General features: G+C 71.5%; 10 protein-coding genes. 3 read left to right on the top strand and 7 right to left on the bottom strand.

The annotated features are described in order from the left end of the window. Positions 1 to 130: 130 nt before the first annotated feature. Entirely contained in the window at positions 131 to 688 is a 558-nt protein-coding gene (locus tag OG965_RS37100; protein ID WP_371656469.1) for a TetR/AcrR family transcriptional regulator, read from the bottom strand. A 5-nt stretch (positions 689 to 693) separates the two neighbouring features. Beyond that, on the bottom strand, positions 694 to 1,056 hold the full coding sequence (locus tag OG965_RS37105; protein ID WP_371656470.1) for a DUF1304 domain-containing protein: 363 nt from the start codon (positions 1,054 to 1,056) through the stop codon (positions 694 to 696). 432 nt (positions 1,057 to 1,488) lie between these two features. On the opposite strand from OG965_RS37105, the gene OG965_RS37110 reads away from it, so the two are divergent. After that, complete coding sequence (locus OG965_RS37110; RefSeq protein WP_371656471.1) at positions 1,489 to 2,955, top strand: NAD(P)/FAD-dependent oxidoreductase; 1,467 nt, start codon at positions 1,489 to 1,491, stop codon at positions 2,953 to 2,955. Between the two features lie 71 nt (positions 2,956 to 3,026). Here the strand turns inward: OG965_RS37110 and OG965_RS37115 are convergent, their stop codons facing one another. From OG965_RS37115 to OG965_RS37125, 3 genes are all read right to left on the bottom strand, one after another. Next, entirely contained in the window at positions 3,027 to 4,466 is a 1,440-nt protein-coding gene (locus tag OG965_RS37115; protein WP_371656472.1) for a condensation domain-containing protein, read from the bottom strand. A gap of 55 nt (positions 4,467 to 4,521) precedes the next feature. Continuing rightward, a complete protein-coding gene (locus OG965_RS37120) occupies positions 4,522 to 5,922 on the bottom strand; it encodes a condensation domain-containing protein (protein ID WP_371656473.1) in 1,401 nt (466 codons plus the stop codon). A gap of 281 nt (positions 5,923 to 6,203) precedes the next feature. Beyond that, the gene (locus tag OG965_RS37125; RefSeq protein ID WP_371656474.1) at positions 6,204 to 6,875 is read right to left on the bottom strand and encodes a response regulator; all 672 of its coding nucleotides are present in this window, start codon (positions 6,873 to 6,875) and stop codon (positions 6,204 to 6,206) included. Between the two features lie 502 nt (positions 6,876 to 7,377). Here OG965_RS37125 and OG965_RS37130 point away from each other — a divergent pair. Together OG965_RS37130 and OG965_RS37135 are read left to right on the top strand one after the other, a co-directional pair. After that, on the top strand, positions 7,378 to 7,734 hold the full coding sequence (locus tag OG965_RS37130; RefSeq protein WP_371656475.1) for a response regulator transcription factor: 357 nt from the start codon (positions 7,378 to 7,380) through the stop codon (positions 7,732 to 7,734). A 118-nt stretch (positions 7,735 to 7,852) separates the two neighbouring features. Then, on the top strand, positions 7,853 to 9,046 hold the full coding sequence (locus OG965_RS37135) for a GAF domain-containing sensor histidine kinase (RefSeq protein WP_371656476.1): 1,194 nt from the start codon (positions 7,853 to 7,855) through the stop codon (positions 9,044 to 9,046). Positions 9,047 to 9,105: 59 nt separating this feature from the next. Here the strand turns inward: OG965_RS37135 and OG965_RS37140 are convergent, their stop codons facing one another. Both OG965_RS37140 and OG965_RS37145 read right to left on the bottom strand, forming a co-directional pair. Continuing rightward, on the bottom strand, positions 9,106 to 9,531 hold the full coding sequence (locus OG965_RS37140; protein ID WP_371656477.1) for a hypothetical protein: 426 nt from the start codon (positions 9,529 to 9,531) through the stop codon (positions 9,106 to 9,108). Between the two features lie 21 nt (positions 9,532 to 9,552). Beyond that, positions 9,553 to 13,497 (bottom strand): SGNH/GDSL hydrolase family protein, encoded by a 3,945-nt coding sequence (locus tag OG965_RS37145; RefSeq protein ID WP_371656478.1) that lies wholly within the window; start codon positions 13,495 to 13,497, stop codon positions 9,553 to 9,555. Positions 13,498 to 13,503 lie beyond the last annotated feature (6 nt).

Below are 13,503 nucleotides of genomic sequence, written 5' to 3' on the forward strand. Positions count from 1 at the left end.
GGAGTGAGGCGTGCCCGAGAGGCAGAGGGACCCGCACGCACAGTGAAACTACGCGCTGTGGTGTGTAGGTGGGACTGGCCAGCGCCGCGCGGCCATGCCCCTCGTGGGGCGGGGCAGAGCGAATGGCTCGTCAGGCCAGGGGAGTGCGGTGCAGGGTGACGAGCAGACGCCAGACCCGCTGCGCGATTCCGGCGGGAGTGGCTTCGATGAGGCCGTGCAGCCAGTCGGCGAGCACCCCGGCGAAGGTCGCGGCGACGGCCGAGGCGACCAAGTCGGGCTCCGGCGCACCGGCCAGGGCGCGTTCGGTGCGACTGCGGGCCCGCAGGTCCTCATGGAGTGTGCGGCCGAGCGGACCGCCGCCGCCCGGGCTCAGAAGTTCGCGGTAGAGCCCGGTATGCGGGGTGAGACGGTCGAAGAAGGCGAGTAGGGCGGGCGGCGGGGAGGCGGGGTCGGGTGTGCCGCGCCAGGCGTGCAGGGCGTCCACAGCCTCGCGGACGACATCGGCGCAGGCGTCGACGGCGAGCGCCTCCAGGTCGGCGTAGTGGAGATAGAACGTGGCGCGGCCGACCTTCGCCCTGCGCACCAGGGCGGCGACACTGACCTCCGCCAGCGGGCGACTGGAGCACTCCTCCAGCAGCGCCTGGCGCAGCTTGGCCCGGGTCCGTGCCGCACGGGGATCTTCGTGCACCGCGGTCACCGCGCCAGCAGGACGGCGCCGAGCGCGAGTGCGCCGGGCAGCGCCTGGGCGATCAGGATGCGGCGGTTGGCGGTGAAACCCCCGTACAGTCCGGCGACGATCACACAGGCGAGGAAGAAGACCTGGACCCGGAACCCGGTCGGATTCCCTGCGATCAGACCCCAGACCAGCCCGGCCGCCAGGAAGCCGTTGTAGAGACCCTGGTTCGCGGCGAGCGGGGCGGTGGCGCGCGCCATGGCGGCGTCGAAGCCGGACAACTCCCGGCCCGGCTTCTTCTCCCACAGGAACATTTCCAAAACCAGGATGTACGCGTGCAGCGCGGCCACCAGGCCGACCAGCACCGTCGCGGTCGTCTCCATGGGTGCACTCACCTCTCATATGTCATGGACAGGTGTCCAGGATACATGGACAGGTGTCCAGCATTGCTGTGAGGGAAGAGACGGGACGGTAGAGGGCGGCCCCCGCGGCGGCGCCCCCCCCCCGCGACGGCGGCGCCCTCGGTCACCAAGAACAGCACCCCCGCGACAACCGCCGTCCGTCTTTCTGCGGTGCCTGCGGTGCCTGCGGTGCCTGCGGTGGGTGCCGTGCCTGCCGTGCCTGCGTCCGCGCTCATCTGTGGCCGTGATCGTCTCGCGCGACCATTCACCGCGATGGGACATCGGAGCATCGGTAAGCCATGGGGGAGGCTCCGGTCCTGCGGAAGGCGGTCTTGATCTTGGCTGGGCGGGGGTGGCTTGATGGCCGGGGGCCGCCGGCGGTCGCGGCTCGAACCGTGGGAGAAGGGCCTGGCTATGGCGGAGCAAGGGGCGGACGTACTGGTGGTGGGGGCGGGGGTGTTGGGCCGGTCGGTGGCGTTCGCGCTGGCTGCGGCGGCGCCCGGTGTCCGGGTTGTGCTGGCGGGAGATGTGGAGGGGGCGGGGGCTTCGCGGGCGGCCGGGGCGATGCTCGGTGTCCTGGGCGAGGTGACCCCGGCCTCTGTGCGTACCCGGCATGGGCGGTTGCGCCTTCAGCTGGCCGTCGAGGCGGCGGCCATGTGGCCGTCCTGGCGCGAGCAGGTGCACGCCACGGCGGGGGCGTCCCCGGCGGGGGACGGCTTCGGCGCGGGCACGTACATGCTCCTGAACGCGGTGTCCTCCCGCCTGGACGACGCGGCGTTCACCGCGATCATGGAGGCCGGGGACGGGTACGGGCTTCCCTGCCAGGAGGCCGATCCGCGTGAGGTCGCGGGGTACCGGCCACTGGACAACGACCGGGCGCTGCGCGCCCTGTACCTGCCGGACGAGCGGTTCGTGGACGCCCGCGCCTGGCTGGCCACCCTCGACGCCGCCCTCGCTGCCTTCCCGCACCTCACCCGCAGCGGGCCGGGCACCCTCAGCGCCGCCCCCGCCGGCCACTACCGGCTCACCACGCCCGAAGGGGAGTTCACCGCGCCCCGGGTGCTGGTCTGCGCCGGAGCCTGGACCAGCCGCCTGCTGGCCGATCTGGACCCGGACCTGCCGGTCGTCCCGATCCTGGCGGCGGCCGGGACCGCCCTGTCCGTAACCGCCCCGGAGCCGCTGCCGACGGTGATCCGGACCCCGAACCGGGCCTACGCCTGCGGACTGCACGCCGTCCCCCAGCAGAACGGCTCCTGGTACGTCGGCGCCACCTCTCACCCCGCCCTGGCCCCCACTGCCGCGACCACGCCCGGAGCCCTGCGCTCGCTCCTGGACGCGGCTCTCGGCCAGCTTCACCATGGCCTGCCCGGGGTGGAACTGACGGGGGTTCACCACGGCAACCGGCCGGTCGGCCTCGACGGCCACCCCGTCATCGGCCCCACGCCCCTGGAAGGCCTATGGGTGGCGGGCGCCACTCACCGCGACGGCCTGCACGTCTCCCCATACCTTGCCACCGCCCTGGCCGAGCAACTCCTCGCCCCGGCCGCCCCCGTTGGTGAGGTATGGCCCGACCTGCTGCGGCCGTGGGACCCGTGCCGACCGTTGATCAGCGACTACACCCGCGAGCAGGCCGCCGTCGAGGCGGCCTTCCACCATGCGGCGCTCGCTGCGGAGGCCCGCATGCGCCCGCCCCTCACCGGCAGCTGGCCCGAGGTGCTGTCCGCGGCGTACTTGCGGATGATGGAGCATGCCTATGCCGCCATGCCCGACGGCTACGTCCCCCCGCCCGACCTGGCTCCCCTGGCGTACGAGGACACCGGGCCGCAACTGGCCAAACTCGCCGCCGGACACCTCGACCGCCACCTCCGCGCCACGCTCTGACCGGGCCCGACGGCCCCGGCAGCGGCTACGGCGCCGACCTCTGCCTCCCTCGCTGGATCACTGCCCACCGGTCAGAGTGTCCCGTGACGGGCCATGTCTTCCATCGTCCGGGTCAGAGTCCCCACGAGGGCCGCCTTGGTGCGTCGCGCCTGCGGGGTGTCCACGTAGACGGAGTTGAGGTGGAGACCCTCGTGGGTGCGGTGCAACCAGAGGAACATGCCGTTCGTCGCGGGGACCGAGGTGTACACGTCGGCCTGCCAGTCGGCGTGACGCGCCGCGCCGGGGACGTCTCTGAAGTCCATGTACGAGAAGAAGTTGACCGCGTGGGGCCAGGGGCGTGCGTAGAGCTCGGGAGCGAGCAGCCGCAGCACGACGACGAAGGGGATCCGGCCACCTCGGATCATCCGCGTCGACGCGTCCTGGGCGGCGCTCATGGTCTGTGCGAAGTCCGCCCCGTCCGCCACCCCGAACTCGACCGGGAGCACGTTGACGAACCATCCCGTGCTGTGTGCGTGGCGGCCGCGGCCGCGGGTGCCCACCGGCACCAGAGCGCGGTGGACGTCGGGGCCGCCCTCCTTCCTGAGGCTGACGCCGACGGCGGCGAGGGCTCCGGTGGACACGCCGGCGCCGACCGCCCGGCAGCGGGCCTCCAGGGCCGCCGTGCCGGAGCGGTCCAGCAGTGTGTCGGTCGTGTTCAGTGCACTGCAGCCGGCGCCGGGCTCGATTCCGAGGTCCAGCGGGAACCTCGGGAAGGGGCCGCCGTTGCGGGCCATGAACCCCTTCCAGTGGTCCAGCCTGCTGTCGTCGGGACCGGTCGCCGCTGCCCGGCGCCGCTCCTCGCGGCCGTGGTCCAGGAAGCCGCCCGCCGTGGGGAGGTCCGGCTCCCGGCCGCACGAGAAGGCTTCGTAGGCGGTGGCGATGTCGTTCAGGACGATCATCATCGACGTGCCGTCGGTCACCAGGTGGTCGCAGGCGAAGTGGACCGTGGTGGACTCCGTGCGGATCATCGCGCCCATGGCGAACCAGGGCCCACGGCGAGTGTCGGTGGTCTGCAGGAACCGCTCCACGTAGGCGCGGGCCTCGGCGGGTGAGGCCATGGGCCCGTGGTCGACCGGTTCCAGTTTGACGTCCTCCGGGGCGGCAACCTGGAGGCTGAGGGCGCCGGACGACGCGCGGAACACGCAGCGCAGTACCTCGTGGCGCCGTACGCAGTGGAGCAGCGCGGCTTCGAGCGCCGGGTGGTTGAGCCGGCCGCGGATCTCGAAGGTTCCGGCGAAGCAGTCGGTGCGGGGGCGCAGGCTCCGGTTCTCGTCCTCGGCCTCGGCTGCGGAGGGCGAGGACGCGCCGAAGTGGTACTCCTGGTTGTAGGAGGGCATGGGGTGGTACGGCTCCGGGGCGGCGGAGCCGGTTGCCGTGTGCCGCGCGGCGGTACCGCCGGTTGCGGCGTGCACGCGCCATTCGACGGCGTGCCCGGGTGCGATGACCAGCTCCGAGCTGGGGAGTTGAAGCACCGGTGGGCGCCCCTTTCCGTAGGTGTGCGCCGCTCGTCGCAGGAGCGGGGGGCCGTCAGAACTGGCCGGTGCGGGCGATGCTTTCCAGCGTCTGCACGAGGGTCTTGACGAGGGCCGCCTTGGTGCGGCGGGCCTCGGGGGTGTCCACGAAGATGGAGTTCAGGTGGAGCCCGGTGTGGTCGCGGTGGAACCAGAAGAAGATGCCGTTGCTGTGCGTCGTGGAGACGTACTTGCGCGCCTTCCACGCCAGGTGGCTGTGCGCCCCCGGAGTCCTTCTGAAGTCCAGGTAGGAGAAGAAGCTGACGGCGAACGGCCAGACGCGGGGCCCGGTCTGATTGGCGGTCAGCAGGTCGAAGACGCGGACGAACGGAGCGTCGGCGTACGGCCGCATCGCTTGCAGGGCGCCCTGGGCGCCCGCCATGATGCCCGCGAAGTCGGTGTCGTCGGCCACCGGGAACTCGACCGGGAGCGTGTTGACGAACCAGCCCATGCTGTGTTCGTAGGGACCCTGGCCGCGCGTGCTGACCGGCACGAGGGCACGGTAGACCTCGGGCCCGCCTTCTCGTCTGAGGCTGACGCCGAGGGCGGCCAGTACACCGGTGGACGTCCTGCCGCCCACCGAACGGCAGCGGGCCTCCATCGCATCGAGGCGGTCCGAGGGCAGCAGCGTGTCCGCCTCATTGACGGCGCGGTACGCCACTCCCGGCTCGATTCCCAGGTCCAGGGGGAAACGCGGGAAGAGCTGTCCGCCGTTGCGCGCGACGAACTCCTTCCAGTGCTCCAGCAGCGCGTCGCCGGGGCCCATCGCCGCGCCGCGGCGCCGCTCGGCGGCACCGTGGACGAGGAAGCTGCGCGCCTCGGGGAGGAGCGGCTCCCGGCCGTCGGCGTACGCCGCGTAGGCCGTGGCGATGTCGTGGACGGCGACGGGGGTCGACACCCCGTCGGTCAGGAGGTGGTCACAGGCGAAGTAGACGGTGGTGGACTCCTCCCGGATCATCGCGCCCATGACGATCCAGGGACCCCGCAGCGTGTCGGTGCCCTGGAGGAACTGTTGTACGTAGGCGCGGGCCTCGGCCGGAGAATCGATCCGCCCGATTTCGACGCGTTCGAGCTTCACATCCTGCGGCGGGACGACCTCCAGCGCGGGCTCGTCCGCGGCCTCGCTGAAAACACAGCGCAACACCTCGTGACGCCGCACGAGATGGAGCAGGGCGGCCTCCAGTGCTCCGCGGTCGAGGCTCCCGCGGATCTCGAACGAGCCGCCGATGTACGAGGCGTAACCGACGTCCGCCGCACGGAGGTTCTGGGCGACGGAGAAGTGGTCCTTCTGGTTGTAGGAGGCGAGGGCACCCGGATCGGAGTCCTGGGGCAGCCCGGCGGTGCCTGCAGCGGACACCGTCCATTCCACGGCGTGTCCGGGCGCCATCTCCATGTCCTCGACGGGAAGTTGCAGCACGGGGAGCCTTCCTGATCGGTCGTCATGTCACTCGCAGATCCGAGGTCGTGACGCGGACGAAGGCTGACGGCGGACCCGCTCCGCCCCTGGGCGCGCCGCACCGGGTTCATGTACCTGTAACGAGCCGGACAGCACGCGGTGACGGCGCGCCCCGCGTGGCACGTAGCGCCGCCACGGGGCCAGATCCTGGGCATCAGGGAAGCAGGGCCAGAGCCTTGTATGCGTACGGGGGCGGGGCCCGCGGACCGCCTGACCGCAGCGCCCGCCCGCGACGCCACTGGCTAGCAGGACTCCAGGAACGTCAGCACGGCGAGCACTCGCCGGTGGTCGTCGGTGTCCTCCTGGAGGTTCAGCTTGCCCAGGATGCTGCGGACGTGCTTTTCGACGGTGCCCTCGGTGACCCACAGGCGGCGGCTGATGCCGGCGTTGGAGCGGCCTTCGGCCATGAGGGACAGGACCTCGAACTCCCGGGAGCTGAGGTGGGCGAGGGGGTCGTCGCGCCGCTGGGCGGAGACCAGTTCCTGGACCAGCGCGGGATCGACGACAGAGCCGCCCTTGCCGATCCGCTCCAGGGTCTCCAGGAACTCGTCGAGGACGGTGATCCGGCTCTTCAGCAGATAACCGATCCGGCGCCCGCCGGCCAGGAGCTCCAGGGCGTCCTCGACCTCGACGTACGCGGAGAGGACCAGGATGCCCGTGGCCGGGTGGCGGGCCCGGATGGTCTGCGCGGCCTGGAGGCCCTCGGTCGTGTGGCCCGGCGGCATTCTGATGTCGACGATCACCAGGTCGGGGTGCGCGCTCTCGACCAGTTCCAGGAGTCCTTCGGCGTCGCCCGCCTGGCCGGCCACCTCGTACCCGGCGCGTTCGCACAGGCTGGCCAGGCCCTCTCTGAGCAGGACGTCGTCATCGGCGAGCACCACGCGTCCGCGCGCCCGCCGCAGGTCAGCATCCACGGTCCCAGCTCCCTCGCCCGGCCACCGCACTGTGCCCCCAACAGCCTGCCGGAGTCCCGCGGTTACGGCTAGCCGGTAGTGCGCCATGGCGGAGGGCTGGAACCGGTGTTGGTGGCTGCCCAGGGTGACAAGGGTGCTCGGCGGGGCGATTCTTGGACCCAGTGGGAGCACACAGGCCCCGTCCAGGACCGTCCCTGGCGGGAGAGCAGCACGAGAGCAGCGGGAGATGTGGCGGGCGCGGGTCGGCGATCGACGGCGGTCGACCGGCGTCCGCCCGTGCAGGATGTGGCCCCCACGTGTGAGGAGCCGGACGAGTGTATCCCCGGCTGCCCAGCCGCCCGGAGCGTACACGCGCCAACAAGTCCAAGCCCCCCACTGGACCTCCGCATGTGCGTCCGGGCGGCCACCTAGCGACGGTGTGCCGACCGAGGCCCCCGACCTGCTCAGGCACATTCCAGCTAGCGGGAAGGCGCGTTCGCCCACCGGTTGACATGCTGTCACCATGTACCTGCGCTGCCTGCTCGTCGATGACAGTGCCCGGTTCCTGGAGGCCGCGTGGACCCTTCTCGAACGTCAAGGGGTCACAGTGGTCGGCGCCGCCTCGACGGGCGCGGAGGCATACCCGCTGGCCGCGCGACTGGTCCCGGATGTGATCCTGCTCGACATCGGACTCCTCCACGAGAGCGGCTTCGACGTCGCGGCCCAGCTGGCGCGCACGACCTCCGCGGCCGTCATCCTGATCTCCACGCACTCGCTGGAGGACTTCGAGGAGCTGATCTCGGAGAGTCCCGCACGTGGCTTCGTGCCCAAGTCGGCCCTGTCGGCGACGGCGATCCGTGAGGTCCTTGGCGCGAGTTGAGTCGCCGGCGCACCGCACCGATCCGGGCAACTGTTCGCCCAGGGCTGTCTGCGCACACATGGATGGCGGCCGCGGCGGGATACTGGCGCGGGGCCCGGGGCAGCGTGCGGGAGGAGTCATGGAAGGCGCCGAGAGCAGTGACATCCACGGCGAGATGCTGCGCGAACAGGACGACATGCTGCGCGAACTCGCCGCGACACTGGGGTCGTTGCGGCGCGTGGCCATGCTCATCGCGCGGGGCCGGCCGCCCGAGGCGGTGTTCGCCGCTGTGGCCAGAGAGGCCCTGCGGTACCTCGGCGACGGCTCGGTCAGCATGTTCCGGTACGAACCCGACGGCACGACCACGCTCCTCGCCCAGGAAGGCATAAAACTGGCGCCCGGCGTACGGGTCGGCGAGCACAAGCCGTCCGGCCCGTCGGCCGGGCTCACCGCGACCGTCCTGCGCACCGGACGTCCCGCCCGCATCGACGACTACCAAGAGGCGCCGGGCGTGGGGCCCTACCTCCTCACGGGGCTGCGGTCCGCCGTCGCGATGCCCGTCCACGTACAAGGACGGCTGTGGGGGACGATCGCCGTCGGGTCCGCGGAGAGGCTGCTTCCGTGCGATACGGAGCGGCGCATGGCGGACCTCACGGACCTGGTCGCGATCGCCGTGGCCAACGCGCAGGGCAGGGCCGACCTCATCGCCTCCCGGGCACGACTCGTCACCGCGTCGGACGACATCCGCCGGCGCATCGAACGCGACCTGCACGACGGCGTGCAGCAACGCCTTGTCGCGGTGGTCTACCGGCTGCGGGTGGGGATGGAGGCAGTCGGCGAGCCCGACGCGGTCCGCATCGAGATCGACGACGTCGCCACGGAGCTGATGGGCGTCCTCGACGACCTGCGGGAACTGTCCCGCGGCATTCACCCGGCGATCCTGTCCCGGGGCGGCCTGCGCCCGGCGTTGCGTGCGCTGGCACGACGCTCGCCCGTCCCCGCGAAGATGGACGTCCGTATCCGTGGCCGGCTTCCGGAGCCCGTCGAAGTGGGCGCCTACTACGTCGTCTCGGAGGCCCTCGCCAACGCGGCGAAGCACGCCCAGGCCGCGGGGGTCGAGGTGTCCGTCCGGACGGTCGGCGACCTCTTGCACGTGACTGTACGTGACGACGGCGTCGGCGGGGCCGAACCCATGCGCGGCTCGGGACTGCGAGGGCTCAAGGACCGGGTCGAGGCACTGGGCGGAACGTTCACCGTGGACAGCCCGGCGGGCCGGGGGACAACGTTGTCCTGCGCGTTGCCGCTTGAGCTCGGCGGCGGGCCCGGGACCTGAGAGCCGCACCGTGCTGACGGCTCGGGGCCGGGTGGTCCGCGTTCGTCGCCATGCGGAAGTCAGCCCCTCTCCGCGCAGCGCCCGTCATGCTCCTTCCCCGTTCGTACGACGGTGTCCGGGCCGAGTGGCACGGCGAGGGTGAACGACCAGCAGGTGTAGGTCGCTTCGGTGTCGGTGAAGGTGCGGGCGATGCGGATCGCGGTGGGGCCGCGCGAGATCGTCCAGTCGGCGGGGCGGTCCACGGCGGTGATCTCGGCGGTGGTGAGGGTGCCGTCGGCGGCGGCCCGATGGAGGGCGTCCGCCGTGTTGCGGACGGCGCGGTCGAGGCCGGCGCGGTCGGTGGCGCGGCGGCCGGCGGGCAGTTCGACCTGGAGCCACCACAGCAGGCCGCCGAGCGCGGCGAGGACGGCCGGCACGGTGATGAGCAGCAGGGCGCCGCCCGCACGGCGCGCCGTGCGGCGAGCGGTGGGGCGGCGCCTGTTCACGCTGTCTCCTCGGGGTCGCTGTCAGCCGCCGCGGTAACCGGTGGCGTCCAGGGCCGTGCGCATCACGGCAGCGTAGCCCGTGGTGCCGGCGGACTTGGGGTGGAAGGACTCCCGGCTGATGCACGCCTCGGGCAGCCAGTCCGTGGTGCACTGCTTGCCGGCCTTGGTGACCGGGTCGCCCTGGTGGAAGTCGCCGTCGCCGTTGGGCCCGATGACGACCTTGTTGATCCACTCGGGGTCGTCGCAGCCGCTGTGCCCGACGAACGACTGCACCGGATCGGCGTAGGCGATGTGCGTGCCACCCGCCCGCAGCCGGTCCGTCAGCGCCCGCTGCTTGGCGTCGGCGTAGTTGACGAGCTCGGCGAGCGCCTTCACCTCGGGCATCATGTAGTAGAAGGAGCCCGCGCACTTCTCGGTGCGGCTGAGCAGCTCCGGGTAGCCCATGAGGACGATCTGGGCGTTGCCCGCTCTGCTCTTGATGTCGGTCAGGACGGTCTCCAGGTTGGGGATCATCGAGTTGTCGATGATGCCCTTGTACTTGGGCAGGAAGCCGTCGTCGTCATTGCAGTTCTTGCCTATCCCGGAGCAGTCCAGCATGGCGTCGGCGAACCCGTTGTCGTCGTTGCCGCCGAGAGTCAGCATGACCAGCGTGGTGTCCTGCGACAGCACACCGGAGTTCACCTGGTTGATCTCGTGGAACTGGCCTTCGCCGAAGGACTGCCGGTCGGGCAGGAAGGGCCTGTCCCCGACGTTCTGTGTCATCGCCCCGGAGCAGGCCACGAAGCCGAGTTCGGCCTGCGGGTTCCAGGTGTCCGCCAGCGTGCCGAGCGAGGCCGAGGTGCCGGGCAGTTGCAGTTTGCGGCTCCAGGCGTTCTTGCTGCGGCGGCAGGCGTTCCAGCCCTTCTCGCCGTGGTCGGCGTTGGACTCGGGCAGGTAGTCGCCCGCTCCTTCGCCGGAGGTGTACGAGTCGCCGAGCACCGCCACGATGTGCTGAGGTTTGCCCGGCAGCGGCTGGAAAGCTGCCGCGTCCCAGGCCACGTCCTCGCTGCCGGTCCCGTCGGCGGTCTGGCTGCCGAGCCGTACCCGGGGGATGCCGTGCACCTCGTACACACCCAGCGAGACCCAGGTGTTCGCCTTGATCTTCTGGTTGATGTACCGGGTCCTGGTGAACTCGCCGGTGCCGGTGTCGATCTCGTACTTGGCCTGCTGGGTGTGGGCCCCGTGGTCGGGGACGTGGACGAATACACGGGTCCAGCCGTTCAGCACTTGGCCCAGTCGCCAGGTGCCGGTGGTTGCGAGGCGGGCGCCGTCGGTGCCCTGCCGGGTGTGGGTGAACCAGAAGTGGTTGGCGGAGCCCGCTCCGATCTGATGGGTGTCGATCTTCCCGGGGTACTGGTCGCCCGACGCCGCGAAGTCGAACTGGAAGGTGCCGTCCGACAGGACGGTGCCGCAGCCGCGGTTGTCGGAGCCGGCCGGGCGCATGCCGTTGGGGATGTCGTCGACGACGAGTGCCCCGGCGGGCAGGCCGGTTCCGCAGCGGGGCGGGTAGGAGTTGGCGTCGGCCTGCTCGGGATAGGTGTCGTTGAAGCGGTGGACCGCGTTGCCGCAGACGTTGAGGTTGCAGTTCTTCCACTTGCTGGTGCTGATCGGCGCGTTCCACCAGCAGTAGAGGTCCTCACGGGTGCAGGTGCCCTGGCCCGGCTTGTTGGCGTCGTTCGGGCCGATCTTGCTGGGGTCGCACTCGTTGGAGCTGTCGCAGAACAGGTCCTCCGGCGGCTTCATCGCGGTGCGGTCGACGCTCGTCGACCACCAGGCGGCCCGGTAGCCGGGCTGCATGTCACCCGGCTTGAACAGCGCTGAGATGGGGCGCGCGGCCCAGCCCAGGACCTTCTCCTGATACGGCCAGTCCTGCGGATGCGCCGCGTGCGAGTAGTCGTCGAGCCCGTCCTCGTTCTCCAGGAAGGGCGTGCGGTTGGCCTTCCACAGCGGGTTGGCGGGGTTGTTGGTGAAGCCCACGCCCCACTTGCCGTGGTTCTGCGGGGCCGAGGACTGCGGGTAGAAACCCGAGTTGTAGGCCCACAGCGCGAGGAACCAGCTCTCCAGATAGCTCGGGTTGCCGCCCGCGACGGTGAGTCCGGCCTTCCGGGTCTGGTTCCACTTCTCGGCGAGGATGTTCACCCCGGCGGCGATGTTGGCGGTGTAGTCGACCGCCACGGCCCGCTGCTGGAGGTCGTTCAGCGAGGTGTCGGCCTTGCGCATGCCGTCGGTCACCTGGGTGATGCCGTAGCCGCAGTCGGACTTGCTCCAGTCGATGCCCCAGGGGTCGGGGACCTGGCCGTCGGAGTTGTACGACGTGCCGTAGTAGTTGCCGATGAGAGGGTTCGCCGTGACGCCGGGAACCGCGAAGCGGGTCGCCTGCCACATGTTGGACTCCTGGGCGGTGATGCCGAGCATCACCTGCGCCGGGATCTGGCCGCCGCCGTCGAGTGCCAGGCGGGGGAAGAGGTCCTGCGGGCGGTAGGCGCCGATCGACAGGCCCTTCCAGCCCGCCGGGCGGGACACGTGCTTGTTGAGGTTGTTGCTGATGGCCTGGTCCACGGCCCACTCGACCTGGCGCGGAGTGGGTTGGAAGGCCTGCAGCTTGGGGTCGCCGCGCGGGACCGCGCAGGTGCGCTCCTCCTCCACCGGGTTGTGCGGATCGGCCGCGAGGCCCCGGCGGGAGGCCCCGCCACGAGGTGCGGACAGCGCGGGCGAGCGGGTGGTGCCCGCCGCCTCGGCGGGCGCCGCTCCCGGCGCCGCCTCCATGGTGCTGTCGGCCCCCGAGACGAGGTCGTGCAGGCCGATGCGTGCCGCGTGCGCGCCCGGGGACGGCTGCGGGCCGGTCAGCGTCGGGGCACCCGGCTGATCGGCCCAACCGACGGAGGTGACCACCGCCCGGCCGTCCAGCGAAACCGTGGCGCCCTTGAGCACACCCGAGGGACGTCGTACGGCGTCCGGCAGCCGGTCGCGTCCGGCCGAGGTCTTCCCGGTGACGACGACGGTCCCGTCCGGCGTGGCGGTCAGGTCCATCGCGGTCAGTGCTCCGGTGGCGAGCTCCTGCGGACGTACGGACTCACGTGCCGCACGGAGTGCGGCGGCGTTGCGGACGCCCTCGGCGGAGATCCGCATGACCGCGCCGGACGCCACGGCCGCTCGCGCCGTCGTCGTGGGGCGGTCCAGATAGACGATCCCGCCGTCCCGGTCCACGCGCAGTTGGAAGGGCACCGAGGAGGTGAGGGCGACGGGGGTGCGCCGCCCCCGGTCGGACCCGTGCAGGGAGATTCTGACCAGCCGATTGCCGTCGGCCGCCACGGCATCGCCGTCGTACGGGACGGCGGAGGTGACCTGTCCCGCGAGCTTGAGCGGGGCCTCGGTCCGGCCCGAGGTGGTGTCGACCGCGACCAGCCGGGTCGCGTTGCCGGCCATCCGCTCGTCGCTGAACTGCGACAGCAGTGCGGTTTCTCCCGTGCCGCAGCCCGGTGAGAAGTAGGCGAGACTCGCCTGCACCGGGAGCTTGGTGATCTTGCCGGTGGTCAGCTCCACCACGGCGGTGAACGCGCCGCGGCTCATGAGGTCCGGCTTGTTGGTGAACGTACGGGGCGCGTAGGCGACCACGGCACGTCGGCCGAAGGCCGTCACACAGGCATTGCCGATCCAGCGGTCGGTCTCGAAGCCGGGCTCGGACAAGGTGGCCGCGGTGCGCCAACTCCCCTGGTGGCGCGGGTCGGTGACGAGGAGGTGAAATCCTTCGGCGTCGCCCAGGGTGGTCCAGGCGCGGTAGGCAGGGCCGTTCGCGGAGGTGTCCTTGGCCGGAGGCGGGGAGACGGGACGGGCGGCAGGTGCCGCGGTGGCGTTCCAGCCCCCGGCGGCGAGAGTGGCACAGGCCGTCAGGACGGCGATGGCGACGGCCGTCCGCCGCTCCCTCATGGGCGA

This window comes from Streptomyces sp. NBC_00224 (assembly GCF_041435195.1).
GTDB lineage: Bacteria > Actinomycetota > Actinomycetes > Streptomycetales > Streptomycetaceae > Streptomyces.

Excerpts from the sequence above, each read along its gene's own strand:
- OG965_RS37105 (WP_371656470.1), bottom strand. The coding sequence starts at position 1,056 with ATGGAGACGACCGCGACGGTGCTGGTCGGCCTGGTGGCCGCGCTGCAC.
- OG965_RS37110 (WP_371656471.1), top strand. The coding sequence starts at position 1,489 with ATGGCGGAGCAAGGGGCGGACGTACTGGTGGTGGGGGCGGGGGTGTTG.
- OG965_RS37130 (WP_371656475.1), top strand. The coding sequence starts at position 7,378 with ATGTACCTGCGCTGCCTGCTCGTCGATGACAGTGCCCGGTTCCTGGAG.
- OG965_RS37135 (WP_371656476.1), top strand. The coding sequence starts at position 7,853 with ATGGAAGGCGCCGAGAGCAGTGACATCCACGGCGAGATGCTGCGCGAA.
- OG965_RS37145 (WP_371656478.1), bottom strand. The coding sequence starts at position 13,497 with ATGAGGGAGCGGCGGACGGCCGTCGCCATCGCCGTCCTGACGGCCTGT.